The sequence below is a fragment of the Leifsonia sp. T36S-04 genome (assembly GCF_042465655.1).
Classification (GTDB): Bacteria; Actinomycetota; Actinomycetes; order Actinomycetales; family Microbacteriaceae; genus Leifsonia.
On the sequence record NZ_CP146286.1, the window covers coordinates 1,795,113 to 1,814,532 of the forward strand.

The 19,420-nt window shown below is 68.5% G+C and carries 18 protein-coding genes; 6 read left to right on the plus strand and 12 right to left on the minus strand.

Annotated features, from left to right (window positions below; translation table 11 throughout):
• Positions 1-4: 4 nt before the first annotated feature.
• Positions 5-481, minus strand: a complete 477-nt coding sequence (gene rpsP, locus P3F85_RS08740; protein WP_374010841.1) for a 30S ribosomal protein S16 — start codon at positions 479-481, stop codon at positions 5-7.
• A 181-nt stretch (positions 482-662) separates the two neighbouring features.
• On the opposite strand from rpsP, the gene P3F85_RS08745 reads away from it, so the two are divergent.
• The 4 genes from P3F85_RS08745 to P3F85_RS08760 all read left to right on the plus strand — a co-directional run bounded on the left by P3F85_RS08745 (position 663) and on the right by P3F85_RS08760 (position 4,128).
• Complete coding sequence (locus tag P3F85_RS08745; RefSeq protein WP_374010842.1) at positions 663-1,799, plus strand: glutamate--cysteine ligase; 1,137 nt, start codon at positions 663-665, stop codon at positions 1,797-1,799.
• A gap of 61 nt (positions 1,800-1,860) precedes the next feature.
• Complete coding sequence (locus P3F85_RS08750; protein ID WP_374010843.1) at positions 1,861-2,550, plus strand: SGNH/GDSL hydrolase family protein; 690 nt, start codon at positions 1,861-1,863, stop codon at positions 2,548-2,550.
• 35 nt (positions 2,551-2,585) lie between these two features.
• Positions 2,586-3,296 carry an SGNH/GDSL hydrolase family protein gene (locus P3F85_RS08755; protein ID WP_374010844.1) on the plus strand — a complete coding sequence of 237 codons (711 nt, stop codon included), beginning with the start codon at positions 2,586-2,588 and terminating at the stop codon, positions 3,294-3,296.
• 82 nt (positions 3,297-3,378) lie between these two features.
• Positions 3,379-4,128, plus strand: a complete 750-nt coding sequence (locus P3F85_RS08760; protein ID WP_374010845.1) for an SGNH/GDSL hydrolase family protein — start codon at positions 3,379-3,381, stop codon at positions 4,126-4,128.
• A 24-nt stretch (positions 4,129-4,152) separates the two neighbouring features.
• On the opposite strand, the gene ffh is transcribed toward P3F85_RS08760, so the two are convergent.
• The 3 genes from ffh to ftsY form a co-directional block, all read right to left on the minus strand.
• On the minus strand, positions 4,153-5,730 hold the full coding sequence (gene ffh / locus P3F85_RS08765; RefSeq protein WP_374010846.1) for a signal recognition particle protein: 1,578 nt from the start codon (positions 5,728-5,730) through the stop codon (positions 4,153-4,155).
• A 77-nt stretch (positions 5,731-5,807) separates the two neighbouring features.
• Positions 5,808-6,311 carry a DUF2004 domain-containing protein gene (locus tag P3F85_RS08770; protein WP_374010847.1) on the minus strand — a complete coding sequence of 168 codons (504 nt, stop codon included), beginning with the start codon at positions 6,309-6,311 and terminating at the stop codon, positions 5,808-5,810.
• Between the two features lie 9 nt (positions 6,312-6,320).
• Complete coding sequence (gene ftsY / locus P3F85_RS08775; RefSeq protein ID WP_374010848.1) at positions 6,321-7,196, minus strand: signal recognition particle-docking protein FtsY; 876 nt, start codon at positions 7,194-7,196, stop codon at positions 6,321-6,323.
• 36 nt (positions 7,197-7,232) lie between these two features.
• Here ftsY and P3F85_RS08780 point away from each other — a divergent pair, with 36 nt between their 5' ends.
• Positions 7,233-8,021 (plus strand): CHAD domain-containing protein, encoded by a 789-nt coding sequence (locus P3F85_RS08780; protein ID WP_374010849.1) that lies wholly within the window; start codon positions 7,233-7,235, stop codon positions 8,019-8,021.
• On the opposite strand, the gene smc is transcribed toward P3F85_RS08780, so the two are convergent.
• The 8 genes from smc to P3F85_RS08820 form a co-directional block, all read right to left on the minus strand.
• Positions 8,018-11,578 (minus strand): chromosome segregation protein SMC, encoded by a 3,561-nt coding sequence (gene smc, locus P3F85_RS08785; protein ID WP_374010850.1) that lies wholly within the window; start codon positions 11,576-11,578, stop codon positions 8,018-8,020. The two genes, P3F85_RS08780 and smc, sit on opposite strands and share 4 nt — an antisense overlap.
• Positions 11,579-11,638: 60 nt before the next feature.
• A complete protein-coding gene (locus P3F85_RS08790) occupies positions 11,639-12,250 on the minus strand; it encodes a hypothetical protein (protein ID WP_374010851.1) in 612 nt (203 codons plus the stop codon).
• On the minus strand, positions 12,250-12,822 hold the full coding sequence (locus P3F85_RS08795) for a helix-turn-helix domain-containing protein (RefSeq protein ID WP_374010852.1): 573 nt from the start codon (positions 12,820-12,822) through the stop codon (positions 12,250-12,252). The genes P3F85_RS08790 and P3F85_RS08795 overlap by 1 nt, the downstream gene beginning before the upstream one ends.
• A 128-nt stretch (positions 12,823-12,950) precedes the next feature.
• Positions 12,951-13,658: an ABC transporter ATP-binding protein gene (locus P3F85_RS08800; protein WP_374010904.1), complete on the minus strand. Its 708-nt coding sequence runs from the start codon at positions 13,656-13,658 to the stop codon at positions 12,951-12,953.
• A complete protein-coding gene (locus tag P3F85_RS08805; RefSeq protein WP_374010853.1) occupies positions 13,651-14,562 on the minus strand; it encodes an ABC transporter ATP-binding protein in 912 nt (303 codons plus the stop codon). Before P3F85_RS08805 ends, P3F85_RS08800 begins: the two co-directional genes overlap by 8 nt.
• Positions 14,559-15,791: a branched-chain amino acid ABC transporter permease gene (locus tag P3F85_RS08810; protein ID WP_374010854.1), complete on the minus strand. Its 1,233-nt coding sequence runs from the start codon at positions 15,789-15,791 to the stop codon at positions 14,559-14,561. The genes P3F85_RS08805 and P3F85_RS08810 overlap by 4 nt, the downstream gene beginning before the upstream one ends.
• On the minus strand, positions 15,788-16,795 hold the full coding sequence (locus P3F85_RS08815) for a branched-chain amino acid ABC transporter permease (RefSeq protein WP_374010855.1): 1,008 nt from the start codon (positions 16,793-16,795) through the stop codon (positions 15,788-15,790). The genes P3F85_RS08810 and P3F85_RS08815 overlap by 4 nt, the downstream gene beginning before the upstream one ends.
• 114 nt (positions 16,796-16,909) lie before the next feature.
• A complete protein-coding gene (locus tag P3F85_RS08820; protein ID WP_374010856.1) occupies positions 16,910-18,133 on the minus strand; it encodes a branched-chain amino acid ABC transporter substrate-binding protein in 1,224 nt (407 codons plus the stop codon).
• Between the two features lie 219 nt (positions 18,134-18,352).
• Between P3F85_RS08820 and P3F85_RS08825 the strand changes: the two genes are divergently transcribed.
• A complete protein-coding gene (locus tag P3F85_RS08825) occupies positions 18,353-19,414 on the plus strand; it encodes a GNAT family N-acetyltransferase (RefSeq protein WP_374010857.1) in 1,062 nt (353 codons plus the stop codon).
• The last annotated feature ends 6 nt before the right edge of the window (positions 19,415-19,420 follow it).

Genomic DNA, 19,420 nt, shown 5'->3' on the forward strand with positions numbered 1-19,420 from the left:
GACGTCAGGCCTTCTCGTCGGCGTCGGCGATGGCCTCTGCCTCGGCGACGACCTCGGCCTCGGCGGCCTCTTCGGACTCGACCTCGGCCTCGACGACGGCCGCAGCCTCGGCGGTGACCTTGTCGGCCTTGTCGGCCTTCGGCTTCAGGACCGGCTTCTTCTTCTCGTCGGCGACGAACTCGGTCTTGCCCTCGGCGACCTTGACGGTGCTGACGGCGTTCTTGTCGCCCTTGAAGCGGCCCCAGTCGCCCGTGAGCTTCAGCAGCGCGGCGACCTGCTCGGTCGGCTGGGCGCCGACGCCGAGCCAGTACTGAGCACGCTCGGAGTCGACCTCGATGCGCGAGGGCTCCTCGGTCGGGTGGTACAGACCGATCTCCTCGATCACACGACCATCGCGCTTGGTGCGCGAGTCGGCGACGACGATGCGGTAGTACGGAGCGCGGATCTTGCCCAGACGCTTCAGACGGATTTTGACGGCCACGATTCTCCTGTGTGAGTGGATGCGTTGTGTCGAACTGACTGCCGTGGGCGTGGGGGCACACTCGGCAGGAGGTCTAATGTTCGTCCCACGCGCCGGATAGAGGGTCGGGCACGTCGAACTCAACTAGCTATTCTGTCAGATACTGCCCTGCTTTGGACAATCGGACGGACTGGACGACCGCATGAAGATCGAATTCTCGGAATCCGAGCGCTCCACCGTCGGCATCGAGTGGGAGCTCGCCCTGGTGGACGGCTCCACTGGCGACCTCGTGCAGATCGCCGACGATGTGCTCCGTGAGCTGGGGACTCCCGACGGGCGCGAGCATCCGCAGATCACGCACGAGCTGCTCCTGAACACCGTGGAGCTGGTCAGCACGGTCCACAGGACCGTGCCTGCCGCGATCACCGAGCTGCAGGAGCTGATCGGGCTCGTGCGAGGGGTGACCGACCCGCTGGGCGTGGAGCTGATGTGCGCGGGGACGCATCCCTTCGCCCAGTGGTACGACCAGAAGGTGACGCCCAACGAGCGCTACGACCGCCTGCTCGACCGGACGCAGTGGTGGGGGCGCCAGATGATGATCTGGGGCATCCACGTCCACGTCGGCGTCGATTCGGTCGACAAGGCACTGCCCATTGTGAACGGGCTGCTCACGTACTACCCGCACCTGCAGGCGCTCAGCGCCTCGAGCCCGTTCTGGGCGGGCGCACGCACCGGATACGCGTCGAACCGGGCGCTCATGTTCCAGCAGCTGCCGACCGCGGGGCTGCCGTGGCAGTTCGGCACCTGGGCGAACTACGAGGAGTACGTCCAGGACCTCGTGACAACCGGGGTGGTCGAGGACCACTCCGAGGTGCGCTGGGACATCCGCCCCTCGCCGAAGTGGGGAACGGTTGAGATGCGCGCCTGCGACGGCCTCTCGACGGCGGACGAGGTCGGAGCGGTCGCCGCCCTCATCCACTGCCTCACCGATCGGATGTCGGGCCGGCTGGACGAGGGCGTGGAGCCCGTGACGCTTCAGCCGTGGTTCGTCCGCGAGAACAAGTGGCGCGCGGCGCGCTACGGGCTCGACGCGGAGATCATCACGGCGCCGGACGGCACGGAGCGGCTGGTCTCCGACGCACTCCGCGAGCTGGTGGACGACCTGCAGCCGGAAGCCGAGCGGCTCGGCTGCGTCGACGAGCTGGCGACGGTGCTCACCATCCTGGACACCGGTGCCAGCTACCAGCGGCAACTGGCGGTCGCCGAGCACAACGGCGGCAGCCTGCAAGCGGTGGTGAGTTCTCTGACGCACGAGCTGCGGAGCGGGTTGGCTCGCTGAGCCCGGCATCTTCCACGATCCGGCAAAGCACATCCAAAGAATCCACGGGTACCGTATGGTCATGCTCGCTCGACGCCCCCTCGCCGCTGCGGCGACGGCCGCGACCGCAGCCCTGCTGGCGCTGACGGCCCTGTCCGGGTGTGCCGCAGCCGGCGGAGGGGCGGCGGAGGCGGACGCCGTGACACCGTCCGCGAGTGCCACCGCCTCGGCCGGCGCGCTGCGTGTCGCAGTGATCGGGGACTCCATCGAGTCCGGACTCGGGCTGGAGCCGTCCGAAGCGTGGCCGGCCCTCGTGGCGGCCAGCCGCGACTGGCGGCTCGACAACCTCAGCGTGCCGGGCGCGGGCTTCGTCGCACAGGGATCGGACGGCGACGACTTCTCCGGACAGGTGGATGCCGCCATCGCCTCGGGAGCACAGCTCGTGCTGATCGGCGCGTCCGACAACGACCTCGGGTCGGAGGTGTCCGAGGTGACCGCCGCGATGCAGACGGCGGTCGACCGCATCCACGCCGCTCTACCGGATGCCCGCATCGTCGGATTCAGCGCTCTCACCGGCCAGGCGGCCGACGCGGACCTCGCCCCGTTCGACGCGGCGCTGCAGAAGACCGTCGAGGCTGCGGGGGGCACCTGGCTCGACCTCGGTCAGCCCTACCGCGATCTGGCCGGGCTGGTGCAGGACGACGACGAGCATCCGACCCTGCCGGGTCAGGAGGCGATCGCAGCCGCCGTCGAGTCGAAGCTGGGTGCGTGAGGGGCCTCCCAGGAGCGGCGTCTAGCGTTGTTCCCGTGACGACCCGACGCTCCGCACGCGGCCCCTTCGCCACCGTCCTCCTCGCCGCCACCGCTCTCGCCGTGGTGCTCACGGGGTGCACACCCGCTGGGCCGGCCGTGTTCACGCCCGACGCGACAGCCAGCCCGAGCCCGACAGCCGCCCCCCGAGCGCCGCTCACAGCGGCCGCGATCGGCGATTCGATCGCGATCGGCAACGGGGTGCCCGCGGACGACGCGTGGCCGCTGCTCGTCGCCGACCACTTCGGCTGGACGCTGAGCGACTTCGCCGAGAGCGCGGCCGGGTTCACCGCGCCCGGGCTGAACACGCACATCTTCAACGACCAGGTGAGCGCGGTGATCCGCCTGCATCCCGACGTCGTCATCGTGGGAGCGACGCGCAACGACGTCTTCGCGCCGACCGCGACGCTCGATACGGCCGCCACCGCCGCGATGCAGCGGCTGCGGACCGCCCTCCCCCACGCGCGCATCATCGGTGTGAGTGCCCTCTGGGGGTCCGACCCGACTCCGGACCAGATCCCGGTGATCTCTGCCACCGTGAAGGAGGCGGTGCTCGGCGTCGGGGGCTCGTGGGTCGACCTGGGCCAGCCGTTCACCGGTCATCCGGAGCTGGTACTCGCCGATCACGTGCATCCCACTGTCGAGGGCCAGGAGCTGCTCGCCCAGAAGGTCATCACGGCCGTTCAATCGCAGCTCTTCACCTCCTGAACGGCAGCGACTACCACCGAGCCGACACGTCCGCGAGTCGCACACAGCATTTTGCCAGGTTCGTGCGTTTAGCCTCGCACCCGTGCGCACCTTCACCCGCCACCGCTCGCGTTCACGCGGCATGCGCCTTCACGTGCTCGCCCCTGCTGCGCTGACGGTTTCGTTGCTGGCACTCGCCGGTTGCTCGGCCGCGCCGGAGGCGCACCCCATCGCCCAGCCGCAGTCGACGGCGGTGGCGGCTCCCGCCGCGGGAACGACGCACCAGGGCGCCACCGCGATCGTCGATGCCGTCGCGATCGGCGACTCCATCGCCTTCGGCAAAGGCGTCGCCCCCGAGCAGGCGTGGCCCGCACTCGTCTCCGCCCAGCACGGCTGGCGGCTCACCGACCTGGCGGTGTCCGGCTCCGGCTTCGTGAAGCCGGGATGGAACAACACGACCTACCGGCAGCAGGTCGATGCCGCGCTCCGACTGCACCCGCAGGTCATCCTGCTGGCGGCGACGCGGAACGACCGCGATCAGGACCCGGCGACGGTCGCCGCGAACGCCGACCGGATGCTCCGCGAGCTGCGGGAGCGGTTCCCGGAGGCCACGATCGTCGGCATCACCGGGATCTGGGGTTCCGACCAGCCGCCCGCCACGATGACGCACGTGGACGAGATCGTCGAGGACGCCGTCCGGAATGTCGACGGAACCTGGGTCGACATCGGCTTCCCGCTGGTCGGGCACCCGGAACTGCTGCAGCCCGACGGCATCCACCCGAACGCCGCCGGCCAGAAGGTCGTCGCGCACACGATCGACTCGAAGCTCCGGCCGCTCAACCTCGCGCTGTAGCGGCGGCCCGCAAGGCCCCGCCGGCTAGCGGCCGAGGAACTTCTGCAGCGCGGCCAGCTCCTCCTCGGAGGTTCCACCCGCGGCCTGACCCTGCGGCGCAGCGCCGCCCAGTCCGAAGCCGCTGCCGCCGGACGCACCGGCGCCGGCCGGCTTGACGCCCGCCGCCAGCGCAGCGTTCTCCGCCGCGCGCTTCGCCGGGTTTCCCGAGCGTGAGCCGCTCTTCTTCTTGTTCTGAGCCTTGCGGCCGGCATAGGACGCACCCGGGATCGGCCCCATGCCGGGGACGTTCGGGACGCCGCCCTTCGCGACGGTCTTCATCATCTTCGCCGCCTGCTCGAACCGGGTGACGAGCTGGTTCACCTCGGTGACAGTGGTTCCGGAACCCTTCGCGATGCGCAGCCGGCGCGAGCCGTTGAGCAGCTTGGGGTTCGTGCGCTCCTTCGTCGTCATCGACTGGATGATCGCCTCGGTGCGGACGATCTCGCGCTCGTCGAAGTTGTCGAGCTGCTGCTTCATCGCTCCGGCGCCGGGGAGCATCCCCATCATCTTCTTGATGGAGCCCATGTTGCGGAGCTGCTGCATCTGCTTGAGGAAGTCGTCGAGCGTGAAGCTGTCGGTCGCGAACTTCTCGGCGACCTTGCGGGCCTCCTCCTCGTCGAAGGCCTCCTGGGCCTGCTCGATGAGGGTGAGGATGTCACCGAGGTCGAGGATACGCGACGCCATGCGGTCAGGGTGGAACGGCTCGAAGTCGTCCAGACCCTCGCCGGTGGAGGCGAACATGATGGGGCGGCCGGTGATCGACGCCACCGAGAGAGCGGCTCCACCGCGCGCGTCGCCGTCGAGCTTGGAGAGCACGACACCGGTGAAGTCGACGCCGTCCTGGAACGCCTTGGCGGTCGCGACGGCATCCTGACCGATCATCGCGTCGATGACGAACAGGACCTCGTCCGGCTCCGTCGCCTTGCGGATGTCGGCCGCCTGCTTCATCAGTTCGGCATCGACGCCGAGACGACCGGCGGTGTCGATCACCACGGTGTCGTACTGCTTCGTCTCGGCGAACTTCATGGCGTCCTTGGCCACCTTGACCGGGTTGCCGACGCCGTTGCCCGGTTCGGGAGCGAACACGGCGACACCGGCCTGCTCTCCGACGACCTGCAGCTGGGTCACGGCGTTCGGGCGCTGGAGGTCCGCGGCGACGAGCAGCGGCGTGTGTCCGTCTTTGACCAGCCACTTGCCGAGCTTGCCCGCGAGGGTCGTCTTGCCGGCTCCCTGGAGGCCCGCGAGCATGATGACCGTCGGAGGGCGCTTCGCGAACTGCAGGCGCCGCTGCTGGCCGCCCAGGATGGCGACGAGCTCTTCGTTGACGATCTGCACGACCTGCTGCGCCGGGTTCAGCGCCTTGTTGACCTCGTCGCTGAGAGCGCGCTCGCGCACCTTGCCCGTGAAGTCCTTGACCACGGGCAGCGCGACGTCGGCATCGAGCAGGGCGCGACGGATCTCGCGCACCGTGCCGTCGACGTCGGACGGCGACAGCTTGCCCTTGGTGCGCAGGTTCTTGAAGGTGTCCGCAAGGCGGTCGGAAAGCGAGCCGAAAGTAGCCATGATCCGTATATCTTATCGGGCGACGGTGGCCGATCGCCGTGAGCGTTGATCAGTCGCCCGACGTCAGTCGCCCGACGTCAGTCGCCCGACGTCTCCACGGCGACCACGTCGCCTCGCACGTCGAACGAGACCGTCAGCAGGGCGTCACTCTCGTCGGGAGCGATCGAGTAGTCGAAGGTCGCGAAGACCTCGTCCTCGTCCGAGTGATCGGCCTGGATGACCACGTCGAGCAGCTGCAGCGACCGCAGCACGTCGATCGCGATGTCCCCGGAGTTGTAGACGAGCAGGTCGACCAGGCTGTCCCCCAGCTTCTCCACGTGATCGTCGATGTAGCCGGCCGTCGCCGACTGCCGCGAACTCAGTTCCGCGACGAGCGCATCCCGTGCCCGGGCGTCGAAGCCTTCGAGCGCCTGGATGAGCGCCGCCGCCGAGTCCAGCGCGAACTCGGGGACGCGGGTCTCGTCGTCGGCCAGCAGCTCCACTCCGACCGCCTGGTCACCCAGTTCGACCGTGTCGTCCCAGGCCAGACCGCCGCTGGCCGTCTCGTCGATGATCCCGAAGAAGTCGTGCTCGATCGCCATGGCGTGACCCTATCCCACCAGCTGCTGTGCGAAGACGTGCGGTGTGAATCCGGTCAGGTCGTTGATCCCCTCGCCCTGGCCGACGAGCTTGATCGGGATGCCCGTGCGCTCCTGCACCGCGAGGACGAAGCCGCCCTTGGCGGAGCCGTCGAGCTTCGTCAGCACGAGGCCGGTCACGCCGGCGTGCTCCAGGAACGCCTCGGCCTGGGCCAGGCCGTTCTGGCCCGTGGTGGCGTCGAGCACGAGGAGCACCTCGGCGATCGGCGACTGCTTCTCGACGACTCGCTTGATCTTGGAGAGCTCGTCCATCAGGCCGCCCTTGGTCTGGAGCCGGCCCGCCGTGTCGATGATGACGATCTCGGTGCCGTCCCGCTTCGCCTTCTCGACCGTCTGGAAGGCGACGGAGGCCGGGTCCTGCCCCTGCTGCTGTGGACGCACGATCTCGGCTCCCGCGCGCTCCGCCCAGGTCGCGAGCTGCTCGACGGCCGCCGCACGGAAGGTGTCGGCCGCCCCGACGACCACCGAGCGGTCGTACGTGCGCAGGAACTTCGCGAACTTGCCGATCGTGGTCGTCTTGCCCACCCCGTTCACGCCCACCACCAGCACGATCGCGGGACGGTCGCTGAGCTTCAGCGTGGTCTCGAACTTCGACAGGCGCTCTTCGAGCGTCTCCCGGAGCATTCGCTGCAGGTCGACCGGGTCGGTGGTGTGGTAGCGGTCCACCTTCGCGCGGAGGTCGTCCACGATCGCTTCGGTGACATCCGGGCCGAAATCGGCGGTGATGAGTGCCGTCTCGAGGTCGTCCCAGGTGTCGTCGTCGATGGTCTTCTTTGCGAAGAGCCCGCGGAGGGCGCCGGAGAGAGACCAGGGGGTGCGATCAGCCATGAGTTCAGAGTACCGGCGCGGATGTACCGTGTGCTCATGTACTCGCTCGTGGGGGTCTCGGCGGCGCTGTCGGAACAGCTGGTGGCGATCGAGACGGGCGGTGAGGATGCGGTGCACCAGGCGCGCACACGGGTTCGGCGCCTGCGCAGCATCCTGAGCGTCTACCGGAAGGCGTTCGACCGCGACGAGAGTCGGCGGATGCGAGCCCGGCTGGCCCGGCTCGGCGCCCGCCTCGGCGACGCGCGCGATCTCGAAGTGCGCGCACGCGACCTCGCGGCGCTCATCGACGCGGACACGGCACCGGATGTCGCACGCGCGGTCGAGACGATGGCTGCTGAAACCGCCGAACGCTACGAGCGCGCGCTGGAGGACCTCCTGCGCCACCTGCGGAGCCGCGCCCACCGCGAGCTGCTCGCCGACCTCCAGCTGTTCGCCGCCGCTCCCCCGCTCAGCGCGCTGGGTGCCGCGCATCCACGGCGTGTGGCCCGGAAAGGCCTACGCAAAGCGACGCGGCGGGTGCACGGCAGCAACGGCACGTCATTGGATGAGCGGCATGCGACCCGCAAAGCGGCTCGCCGGCTCCGCTACGCGGCGGACGCGGTCGCCGACGACTTCGGGGTGCCTGCCGTCCGGTTGTCGCGCGCGGCCGAAGAGGTGCAGGATGCACTCGGCGATCACCGCGACCTGATCCTGCTCGCGCGGCAGCTGCGTGAGAACGCGACGATCCACGGCGTCGAGCGGCTCGCAGCGGAGTGCGAGCGACGGGCAGAGGAACGACTCGCCGGTCTGCACGACACGTTGGCTGCCATCGACGCTGCCCGCTAGCCGGCCTGTTCCTGCGCCACCCGCTGGCCGACGACCGCAGACACACCGTCCTGACGCATCGAGACGCCGTAGAGGGCGTCGGCGATCTCCATCGTCCGCTTCTGGTGGGTGATCACGATCAGCTGGCTGTTCTCGCGCAGGTCTTCGAAGATCGTGAGCAACCGGCCGAGGTTGGCGTCGTCGAGAGCCGCCTCGACCTCGTCCATGATGTAGAACGGGCTGGGGCGCGCCTTGAAGATCGCGATCAGGAGCGCGACGGCCGCCAGCGACCGCTCGCCGCCGGAGAGCAGGGAGAGCCGCTCGATCTTCTTGCCCGCGGGCTTCACCGACACCTCGATGCCCGTCGTGAGCAGGTCATCGGGATTCGTCAGGCTGATGCTCCCCTGGCCGCCCGGGAACAGCACAGGGAACACGCGGGTGAACGCGGCCTCGGTGTCGGCGAAGGCCGACGCGAAGATGGACTGCATCCGCTCGTCGATGTCGTCGATGATCGTCAGCAGGTCCTTGCGGGTGTTCGTCAGATCGACCAGCTGCTCGCTGAGGAACTTGTGACGCTGCTCGAGCGCGGCGAACTCCTCCAGCGCGAGCGGGTTCACCCGGCCGAGCTGAGACAGTTTGCGCTCGGCGGCGGCGAGGCGCTTCTGCTGCTGCTCGCGCGAGAAGGGGACGGTCTCGACCTCGGCGTCGGCGTCGTCGGCGGCGTCGGCGTCGTCGCGATCGGCGCGGCTGACGTCCACCGGGATCGGGACCTCCGGTCCGTACTCGGCGACGAGCACGTCCTCCACCAGGCCGAGCTCGCTGCCGGCGCGCTCCAGCAGGCTCGACAGGTGCAGCTTCTTCTCGTAGATCTGCAGTTCGAGGCCGTGCACCGACTCCGTGATCGCCTGGAGGCGGTCCCGCACCGCGGTCTCGTCGCGGCGCAGGACGGCGAGCTCTTCGTTCTGGCTTGCACGCTCGGCTTCGGCCGTCGTGAGCTCCAGCCGGGCGCGGGCGACCGAGCGGTCGACCGACGCGAGCACTGCGGGAAGGGCTGCCACCACCGACTCGGCCGCGTCCAGCTGGCGACGGCGGATGACGGCGCGGCGTGCGGCCTCCTCTGCAGCCGCGCGCTCCGCGTCCAGGCGCCGCGCGAGCACTTCGCCGCGGGCCTGTTCCGCCCGCACGCGCTCCTTGGCGGTCTCCACCGCGAGCCGGGACTCGACTTCGGCCTCGCGGGCCGCATCCAACTCGGCCGACAGCGCGTCACGCGCACTGACGTCGAGGATCGGGCGCGGGCGCGAGCGCGCAGCCTCGAGCTCCGCCTTGGCCTTGTCGGCCGTCTGCTCGGCCTCTGCCACGCGTTCGGCCGCCTGTTCGAGTGCCCGGCTGAGCCGGTCGAACTCCGCTTGCGAGGCCTCCAGCTGGACCTTCAGGCGGTTCAGTTGCTCGGTCTGCGCGGCGAGCTTCGCGTCGAACTCGCGCAGCGTCGTCAGGGCGGCCTGGGACTGCTCCTTGGCGACCTGCAGAACGCCGCGCTGCTCGGCCAGGGCGAACTTCGCCCGGTCGATCAGCGACGTGACCTCCGTCAGCCGCTCCTGTGCGGCGTCGCGGTCGGCGATCAGCTCGATCCGGCTCTGCTTGGCGCCCGAGCCGCCGCGAAGGACGTGTTCGGTGAGCACGTCTCCGGCCTTGGTGATGATGGTCACCGGTCCGCCGAGCGGACGTCGGCCGAACGCCTCGAAGGCGCGCTGCGCCGACTCCAGGTCGTCCGCGATGGCAGTGAAGGCGAGGATGCCGCGGACGCCCTCCGGCGCCTCCACCACGCCGACGGCCGGCACGACGCCGGCAACGCCGGTGAGGTCGACCGACGCCGCGGGAGCGTCGGCGATCACCACTTCGACGCGCCCCAGGTCGTCGGCTGCGGCGTGCGCGACGGCGGAGCGGGCGGCGCCACGGTCGTCGGCCAGCACAGCGTCGGCGAGGGTGCCGAGGGCCGCCGCGATCGCAGCCTCATGACCCGGATGGACGCGGATGTGCTCGGCCACGAGCCCGCGGACCCCGTCGAGCTGGGCTGCGACGAGTGCTGCGGATCCGTCCTTCTGATCGAGGGCCATCGAGAGCGCGCTGGTGCGGGCGGCCAGCGCATCTCGCTCCCGTTCCAGGGTGTGCAGCTCCTCGCGGAGCCGCTCGATTTCGCCCTCGGCCTCGAACACGGTCGCCTGGGCGAGCTCGTACGCCTCGTCGAGGTCGCCCTCCCCCACGTCTGCGGTCGCGGCCTCCGCCTCGCGCTGGGCGAAGTCCGCGCGCGCGCGTTCGCGGCGCTCGGTCGCGGCGTCGAGGGCGTTCTGCTGGCGCAGCACCTCCCCGCGGACGGCGGCGAGCCGTTGACCCGCGGCCTCGGCCTGGCCGTTCAGCTTGGAGATCTCGAGGTCGTGCCGGGAGACCAGCGCGCTCTGGGCCGCGATCTCCTCGTCGACCGCATCCAGGCGGGCGCGGGCGCCGCGAGTGGCGGCCTGTGCCGCCGTCCACGCCGCCTCGGCCTCGCTGACGACCCCGCGGAGGCGTTCGACCTCGTCGCGGGCATCCTGAACGTTCTGGGGTGTGACGCTCGGTCCTGAGCCCGGCGCGTCGGCCTGGCTGCCGAGCAGGGCGATGCGCTGGTTCGCGAGGGTGAAGAGGCCCCTCAGCCGCTCCTGCACCGACTCCAGGGCGAACGCTGTACTGCGGGCCGTATCCACCGCGTCCCCGACCTGCGCCTGCTCTAGCCGGGTGCGCCGCAGCTGCTTCTGTTCCAGCTGCTCTTGCAGAACGATCTGCTCGCTGTGCCGCTCCGACTCGGTGCGGCCGTGGTCGTCGAGTGCACGGCGGAGGGTGACGACGTCGTCGGCGAGCAGCCGCGCACGCGCATCCCGGACCACCGCGGCGATGGACTGGGCCTCGCGGGCGATCTCCGCCTGGTGTCCGAGGGGCTTCAGCTGCCGCCGCACCTCGCCCGCCAGGTCGCTGAGCCGCGTGAGGTTGGTCTGCATCGCCTCGAGCTTGCGGAGGGTCTTCTCCTTGCGGCGGCGGTGCTTCAGGATGCCGGCGGCCTCTTCGATGAAGCCGCGCCGGTCCTCGGGTGTCGCGCGGAGGACCGCGTCGAGCTGACCCTGTCCCACGATCACGTGCATCTCACGGCCGAGTCCGGAGTCGCTCAGCAGCTCCTGCACATCCAGCAGCCGGCAGGACTGGCCGTTGATCGCGTACTCACTGCCGCCGTTGCGGAACAGCGTGCGCGAGATGGTGACCTCGGAGTACTCGATCGGGAGGGCGCCGTCGGAGTTGTCGATGGTCAGCTGCACCTCCGCACGCCCCAGCGGGCCGCGGGTCGCGGTGCCGGCGAAGATGACGTCCTCCATCTTTCCGCCGCGAAGCGTCTTGGCTCCCTGCTCGCCCATCACCCAGGCGAGCGCGTCGACCACGTTCGACTTGCCGGACCCGTTGGGACCGACGACGCAGGTGACGCCCGGCTCGAAGGCGAACGTCGTCGGCTGCGCGAACGACTTGAAGCCCTTGAGCGTCAGACTCTTCAAGTACACGCAGCCGAATTTACCGGACGTTCACGCCCGCGCCGCGCCGGAGCGCCGCACGACGCCTGCTCAGTCGATATCGGAGCGGGCGTGCAAAGGGCGAGACTTCGGGATGTGGGCGTACATCGCGGTATCACCGTCGGGGTACCCCAGCTTGCGCAGCAACACGACTGCCTTATCGGGCATCGACTCGCCGCGGAAGTACTCGGAGAAGTGCTCGTCCGCTGCAGCGACCGTTGTGACATCGCACGCCGTCATCAGCGCTTGGATGTCACCTTCGTCGCGTCCCCTCCGCGAGGCGTTCAGCTTCATCGCCAGGAGCGCTTCTTGCGTGGCCAGCTGTATCGACAGGGTCTCGTCGGACAGCGGGAGGGATTCAACCCACAGCGGATGACCGGCGTACGCGGGGTACAGCCCTTGCGCTTGCAGATTGATCCAATCTCCGGGCCACGCACGCTCGCGCGCAATGTCGGCCGATATCTGGGTGATCGTGTCAGCCGGAGTCATGACGACGGCATCGATATCGACCGTGGACTCTCGATCCGCAAGATCGCTCAGGATCATCGCCGTGCCGCCGATGATCTTGATGGTGCCGATGACGCCGCGGGCCTTCAACTCGTCACGGATCCGATCGATCGCCCACACCAGGTCGTCCCTGCTGAGAACACTCTGAGTCGCCATCAGACGCTCGCCAGAGTCTGCCGCGGCAATACCACTCCGTGCGACCGCAGAACGGGATCCGTGTCGTCGAAATCGTCGGCCGACCAGTGGTATCCCAGCGAATCCTCGGCGAGCTCCGCGTACCGGCTCTCCGAGGTCACCCATGCCGGGCTCTCGAGCCCCAGCTCCGCCAGCCGGATCTCGGCGAGCCCGGCGATCGCCGCGTCGAAATGCGGATCGCCGGTGCTGTCCGGCTCGACAGCGACGCTGAGAGCGGTGGTGAAGGTGTTGCCCGAGCGCAGGTCGTCGGAGAACTGGATCAGCCCTCGAAAGGCGGACGCCGTGCTGCCGTCGGCGAGGCGCGAGGCGACGAACCGTGCCACGTCCGCCGCCGCATTGATGCGCCCGGGCACTGCGACCAGCGAAACACCGAGACTGTCGGCCAGCGTCTCCAGTGTCGCGGTGGTGACGCCGGCCTTACCGCTCTCGAAGCGGGAGATCGCGCTGTGGGCGATCCCGGAGCGTGCCGCGATCTCCTTCTGCGTCCACCCGGCCTGTTCCCGGGCCTTTCGGAGTTGGGTGTTGAGCGACATGGGAGCCACCTTACGATTAGTGAATTCGCTAATCGTAGCTGAGGGAGATGCGAGCGTCATACCCCTTAAGACACAGAAGTGCGCCGACCCGTGACGGGCCGGCGCACCTCATGCATGCTTCGCGTGCGTCACCCGACGCCGAGGTACGCCTCCTTGATGGCCGGGTCGGCGAGCAGCTCGCGACCCGTACCGGAGTGGGTGATATACCCGGTCTCCAGCACGAAGGCGCGATGCGCCCGGGCCAGCGCCTGGTTGGCGTTCTGCTCCACGAGCAGGACGGTCGTCCCCTGCTTGTTGATCTCCGACACGATCGTGAAGATCTGGCGGATGAACTGCGGGGCCAGGCCCATGGAGGGCTCGTCGAGCAGGAGCAGACGCGGGTTCGACATGAGCGCCCGGCCGATGGCGAGCATCTGCTGCTCGCCGCCGGACATCGTGCCGCCGACCTGCGTCTTGCGCTCGGCGAGACGCGGGAACAGCGCGAACACGCGGTCGAAGTCCTCGCCCATCTTGGACCGGTCCTTGCGGCCGAACGCCCCCATGTCCAGGTTCTCCAGGACCGTCATGCCCGGGAAGATCCCCCGGCCCTCCGGCGCCTGCGAGATGCCCCGCACGACGCGGATGTGCGCCTTCATCTTGGTGATGTCCTCGCCGTCGAAGAGGATGGACCCCTTCGACGGGTTCAGGATGCCGGAGATCGTCTTCATGGTCGTCGACTTGCCGGCGCCGTTGGCCCCGATGAGGCTCACGACCTCGCCCTCCTCCACCGAGAAGGACATGTCGTGAATGGCCTCGATCCGGCCGTAGGAAACGCTGATGTTCTTCAGCTCAAGCAACGTCATCTTCGGGCTCCCCGAGGTAGGCGGCGATCACGCGCGGGTCGTTCCGGATGGCCTCAGGAGCATCGTCGGCGAGTTTCCGCCCGAACTCCAGCACGACGATCCGGTCGGTCACACCCATGACCAGCTTCATGTCGTGTTCGATCAGCAGCACGGTGTACCCGTCGGCGCGGATGGTCCTGATGAGGTCCATCAGGTCCTCCTTCTCCGCCGGGTTGAAGCCGGCGGCCGGCTCGTCCAGGCAGAGCACCTTCGGGTCCGTCGCCAGAGCGCGTGCGATCTCCAGGCGTCGCTGGTAGCCGTACGGCAACGAGCGCGACAGGGAGCCGGCGTGGTCGGCGATGCCGACGAACTCGAGCAGCGCCATGCCGCGCTCGATCGACGACTTCTCCTCGCGCGTGTGACGCGGAAGGCGGAGCAGCGCGCCAGGCACCGACGTGCGGTGCCGAGCATCCAGGCCGACCACCACGTTCTCCAGAGCGGTCATCTCGCCGAAGAGGCGGATGTTCTGAAACGTGCGCGACAGCCCCATGCGTGTGATCTGGTGCTGCTTGCGGCCCTTGATCGTCTGACCCTCCAGCAGCACGTCGCCACTGGTGGGCTTGTAGACACCCGTCATCGCGTTGAAGCAGGTGGTCTTGCCTGCTCCGTTCGGACCGATCAGACCCAGGATCTCGCCGCGCTTGATATTGAACGAGACGTCGTCGAGGGCCGTCAGACCACCGAACTTCACGGTCAGGTTGCGCACCTCGACGATGTTCTCGCCGACCTCGACCGCGATCTCGCGGTCGGGTGCTGCTGCTTCGGCGACCGTCAGGTCGATGCCCGCGGCCTCCAGTTCCTCCTCGTTCGCGCCGAGGTTCGGCTCCTCCTCCGGAGCCGTGTTGTGTGCGTCCGTCATCGTGCGCCTCCCTTCGTGCCGTCACCGTCGAGTGCTCCGGAGTCGACCACGGGAGTCGCGCCCGTCGTCGTCCGCGGTCGTCCCGTTGCCGTATCCGCCACGAGACGGTACGCATGCCTGCCGTACGCCAGCAGCTTCTGTCGCGCCGGGAAGAGACCCTGCGAGCGGAAGATCATGATGAGCACGAGGGCCACACCGAAGATCAGGTACTTGTAGTCGGCGATCACGGTGAATCGCAGCGGGATGTACGCGACGATGGCGCCGCCGAGCATGGCACCGACCTTGTTGCCCGCACCGCCGAGCACCACGGCCGCGAGGAACAGGATCGACGTCTGCACGTCGAACTTCTGGTTGTTGACGAAGCCGACCTGCCCCGCGAACAGCGCACCCGAGAGGCCTCCGACGCCGGCGCCGATGGCGAACGCCCACACCTTGTACTTGAACGTCGGAACGCCCATGATCTCGGCGGCGTCCTCGTCCTCGCGGATGGCGACCCAGGCGCGGCCGACGCGGCTGCGCTCCAGGTTGCCGACCAGCAGGAGGATCACGATGATGACGGTGATCGTCAGCCAGTACCAGGGCACGCCGTTCGAGTTCGAGAAGATCGGAACGCCGTCGGCGTTCTCCCCCGGCGGGTGACCGACGTTCTGGAAGCCGACCTGACCCTTCATCGCCGGGATGATCGTCGCGAGGATGCGCACGATCTCACCGAAGCCGAGCGTCACGATGGCGAGGTAGTCGCCGCGCAGCCGCAGGGTGGGCACACCCAGGATGATGCCGAAGGTCATCGTCACCGCGATGGCGACCGGAATGGTCCACAGGTACGGGATCTTGACGAACGGCGAGTCGGGGCTGGTCAGCATCGCAGCCGTATACGAGCCGACCGCGAAGAAGGCGACGTACCCGAGGTCGAGGAGTCCGGCGTAGCCGACGACGACGTTCAGACCGATCGCGATGAGCGCGTAGACCGCCATCGAGAAGCACGCGAGCGCCCAGTCGTTGCCGGGAGCCGTGCTCAGCGGGAAGAAGTTGAGGTACGGCAGGGCGTAGGCGATGACCACCACGATCAGCAGCCACGCCCACTGCACTACGCGGGGCAGGTTGTTCCAGCGGTCGCGGAGCTGCTGGAACCGGCCGTTGCCGCGCTTGCCGCGGGCGGCCTCCAGAGCGTCGACCGCCTGCTCTTCGCGTCCGTCGGGGAGGACCCGGGGACCTTCCGTCATGCTCATGCGCGGCTCCTTCCGAGCGAGGTGCCGAGAATGCCGCTCGGCTTGACGAGCAGCACCAGGACGAGGACGACGAATGCGACGACGTCGGTCCACTGCGAGTCACCCAGCAGGATCTGGCCGTAGTTGCCGATCACGCCGAGCAGCAGGCCGCCCAGGAGGGCGCCGCGGACGTTGCCGATGCCGCCGAGGACCGCCGCGGCGAACGCCTTCACGCCGAGGATGAAGCCGCCGTTGTAGATGACGCCGGAGGGCACCAGCATCACGTAGAACAGCGCGGCGGCGCCGGCGAGGATACCGCCTGTGATGAACGTGATCTGGATGATCCGCTCCTTGTTGACGCCCATCAGCGTGGCCGTGTCCGGATCCTGCGCGACGGCACGGATGCCGCGGCCGGTGCGGGTGCGGCGGATGAACCAGTCGGTCGCGATCATGAGGAGCACCGACGCGATGACGATGATCAGCTGCTGGCTGTTCACGATCGTGCCGAACACGTCGAAGATCGGCTGCGCGATGAACATGGTCACCGACGGCTCCGCGTTCGCTCCCCGGATGAGGAAGATCCCGTACTGGATCGCGAACGAGGCGCCGATAGCGGTGATGAGGAACACGAGGCGCGGTGCGTTGCGTTTTCGCAGCGGCCGGTAGGCCACGCGTTCCAGGAGCCACGCGGTGACCGCGGAGGCGAGCATGCCGACGATGAGCGCCAGCAGGAGGTCGCCGATGATGGCGCCCGGGCTCAGGTTCGGCGCGCTCGGGCCGAAGCCGAGAGTGGTGAGGGTCACCACGACGCCGTAGGCGCCGACGATGAAGACCTCGGAGTGGGCGAAGTTGATCAGGTTCAGGACTCCATACACCAGCGTGTAGCCGACGGCGATCAGGCCGTAGACGGCGCCGAAGGTGAGTCCGTCGAACGTGGCGCTCCAGAAGTTCTGGACCAGCGCGTTGACGTCGAAGTTGATCCAGGAACTGTCGAGGGCGGGATGGAGGACGAGGGTTTCGAGCATTCTGCATCCAGAGGTCGGTGTCGGATCTCCGTCGATCCGGCGAGCAAAGCGAGCGTAGTCGAAAAAGGAGGGTGCCGCGGGCCGTGGGGCCCGCGGCACCCTTCAGGTGTCGCCTCAGCCGATGGTGCCGATCGGCACGATCTTGCCGTTCTCCACCTTGTAGCCGTAGACGGCCGGTGCCTGGAGCTCACCGGTGGCGTCCCACTTGTAGTGCTTGCTCAGGCCGTCGGCGTCGTAGTCCTTGACCCACGACAGCAGGTCGGCGCGGGTCGTCTTGCCCTTGTCGATTCCAGCCAGCAGGACGGTTGCGGCGTCGTAGCCCTCGATCGAGTAGGTGCCCGGCTCGGCGTTCGCGAGCTTCTTGTAGGCGGACTCGAAGTCGGGGATGAGCTCGCCCGGGATGCAGGGGCAGGTGAAGTACGCGTTGCTGGACGCGTCTCCGGCCAGCTTGATGAACTGGTCGTCCTTCACACCGTCGGGGCCGACGAACGTGCCCTTGTAGCCCTTGTTGGCCAGCTGCTGGTCGAACGGAGCACCCTCGGCGTAGTAACCGGCGTAGTACACGGCGTCCGGCTTCGCGTTGATGATCTTGGAGATCACCGCGGAGAAGTCCTTCTGGCCGGTGGTCACCTTGTCGGTGCCGACGAGCGCGTCGCCGAGGGCCTTCGAGGTCTGGGTGCCGAGGCCGATTCCGTAGTCGGAGTCGTCCTGGACCAGGTAGACCTTCTTGGCCTCCAGCTTGTCCGTGAGGAACTTCGCGGCGGCCGGGCCCTGAACGGCGTCGTTACCGAGACCGCGGAAGAAGGTCTTCCAGCCGTTCTGCGTCAGACCGGGGTTCGTGGCGGACGGGGTGATGTGGACCAGACCCTGCTGCTCGAAGATGTTGCCGGTGGCCTTCGACTCGCCCGAGAAGGGGAGTCCGACGACGCCGACGATGTCGGCCTCGTTGACCGCCTGGGTGACCGGGCCGGTTGCCTTGTTCGGGTCACCCTCGGTGTCGAACTTCTTGAAGGCGACCTGGCAGTCCTTGTTGGCGGCGTTGTGCTGGTCGATCGCCAGCTGGATGCCGTTGTAGATGTTGATACCGAGCTGAGCGTTCGGGCCCGTCTCAGCACCCACGTAGCCGATGGTCAGGCCAGCAGGACACGTGGCCTTTCCGTCGCCGGCGGGGAGCACTGCGTCCTTGGGGACATCCACCGACGTGATCGCGGGGATGTTGACCTTGGACGAGTTCCCATTGGTGGATCCTCCCGTGGACGGCTGGTTGGCGCATCCTGCGAGGAGTAGTGCGACTGACGCTGCAACAGCCGCACCGATGGTGACTTTCTTCCGTAGCATCTCTTGCCTCTCGACGTTCAATTCGTCGCGAACGCGGCGTTCTTGCCTCGTCGCACCACGAATAGGTGTGCTGAGACTACCGTGCGCGCAACTAAATGCCACACCATTGGCGGGCGGGATTTACACGATCGAAACCAAAACGGGATGCGGCTTCACACCGCCCGGCGCCCTGGATAGGCTGAGTCCTCTCGCCGACCTGCTCGAGGAGGTGCCCTTTCGATGCGTGTGGCGCGCCTGCCCATCCCGGATGCTCTCGGCACCCCGGAGTCCGCGGCTTTCGAGGAACTCGTCGGCGTCCTGAACGGCATCGTGGTGGACCTCTGGGGCGACGACGACTTCGTGGAGACGGCCGAGCAGGCGCTCGCCGGCCACCGGGAACAGGACTACGTCGAGCGGATCATCCTCGTCGCCGTCGAGGAGGATGCGATCGTGGGCAGGGTCGAGGCGATCTTCCCGCTGGATGAGGAATCCGAGACGGTCTCGCTGCTCGTGGATGTGGTCCCGGCACTGCGCGGCCGCGGTATCGGCACCGCGCTCCTGAAGGCGGGCGAGGAGTTGGCCGCCGAGGGCGGCCGCCGCGTCATCTCCACCTACACCGAGCACCCGATCTGGACGCTCGAGGGCGCCGATCGGCTGGTGCGCGCGGCCGCCGGTTCGGCCGGGCTGCCCCGCGACTCGAGGGAGGTGCGCTTCGCGCTGCACAACGGGTACACCCTGGGGCAGATCGAGCGCTCGAGCGAACTCCACCTCCCGCTCCCTCGCGAGCGGGAGGCCGGTCTCACCATGACGCTGAACGGCTTCCGGCTGGTGTCGTGGTGGGGCTCAGCCCCGGAGGACCTGCTGGAGAAGTTCGCCGCGATGAAGGCGCGGATGGCGACGGACATCCCGCAAAGCGGAATCGCCGTCGATCCGGAGGACTGGGACGGCGAACGCGTCCGTTCGCAGGAGCGGACCCTGGTCGCGCGCGGCGAACCGCTGCTCGTGACGGCGGCGGTGCACGAAGCGACCGGCGAGATCGCCGCCTACACGGAACTCGCCGTACCGGCCGACGGCACGAAGGCCGAGCAGTACGACACGCTGGTCGCGCGTGTCCACCGCGGACACCGCCTGGGCACCGCCGTGAAACTGCGGAACATCCAAGAACTCGGCCGCCGCGCGCCCCACATCCGCCGGATCCTGACCTGGAACGCGGACGAGAACGACCCGATGCTCGCGATCAACCGTGCCTTCGGCTTCCGTCCGCACGCGCTCACCGGTCACTGGCAGAAGACGCTCGACTGAGTCCCG

What these genes read in the sequence shown, in the direction of transcription:
- P3F85_RS08745 (WP_374010842.1), top strand. Translation starts at nt 663, where the DNA reads ATGAAGATCGAATTCTCGGAATCCGAGCGCTCCACCGTCGGCATCGAG.
- P3F85_RS08750 (WP_374010843.1), top strand. Translation starts at nt 1,861, where the DNA reads ATGCTCGCTCGACGCCCCCTCGCCGCTGCGGCGACGGCCGCGACCGCA.
- ffh (WP_374010846.1), bottom strand. Translation starts at nt 5,730, where the DNA reads ATGGCTACTTTCGGCTCGCTTTCCGACCGCCTTGCGGACACCTTCAAG.
- P3F85_RS08770 (WP_374010847.1), bottom strand. Translation starts at nt 6,311, where the DNA reads ATGGCGATCGAGCACGACTTCTTCGGGATCATCGACGAGACGGCCAGC.
- ftsY (WP_374010848.1), bottom strand. Translation starts at nt 7,196, where the DNA reads ATGGCTGATCGCACCCCCTGGTCTCTCTCCGGCGCCCTCCGCGGGCTC.
- P3F85_RS08780 (WP_374010849.1), top strand. Translation starts at nt 7,233, where the DNA reads ATGTACTCGCTCGTGGGGGTCTCGGCGGCGCTGTCGGAACAGCTGGTG.
- P3F85_RS08790 (WP_374010851.1), bottom strand. Translation starts at nt 12,250, where the DNA reads ATGGCGACTCAGAGTGTTCTCAGCAGGGACGACCTGGTGTGGGCGATC.
- P3F85_RS08795 (WP_374010852.1), bottom strand. Translation starts at nt 12,822, where the DNA reads ATGTCGCTCAACACCCAACTCCGAAAGGCCCGGGAACAGGCCGGGTGG.
- P3F85_RS08805 (WP_374010853.1), bottom strand. Translation starts at nt 14,562, where the DNA reads ATGACGGACGCACACAACACGGCTCCGGAGGAGGAGCCGAACCTCGGC.
- P3F85_RS08810 (WP_374010854.1), bottom strand. Translation starts at nt 15,791, where the DNA reads ATGAGCATGACGGAAGGTCCCCGGGTCCTCCCCGACGGACGCGAAGAG.
- P3F85_RS08815 (WP_374010855.1), bottom strand. Translation starts at nt 16,795, where the DNA reads ATGCTCGAAACCCTCGTCCTCCATCCCGCCCTCGACAGTTCCTGGATC.
- P3F85_RS08820 (WP_374010856.1), bottom strand. Translation starts at nt 18,133, where the DNA reads ATGCTACGGAAGAAAGTCACCATCGGTGCGGCTGTTGCAGCGTCAGTC.
- P3F85_RS08825 (WP_374010857.1), top strand. Translation starts at nt 18,353, where the DNA reads ATGCGTGTGGCGCGCCTGCCCATCCCGGATGCTCTCGGCACCCCGGAG.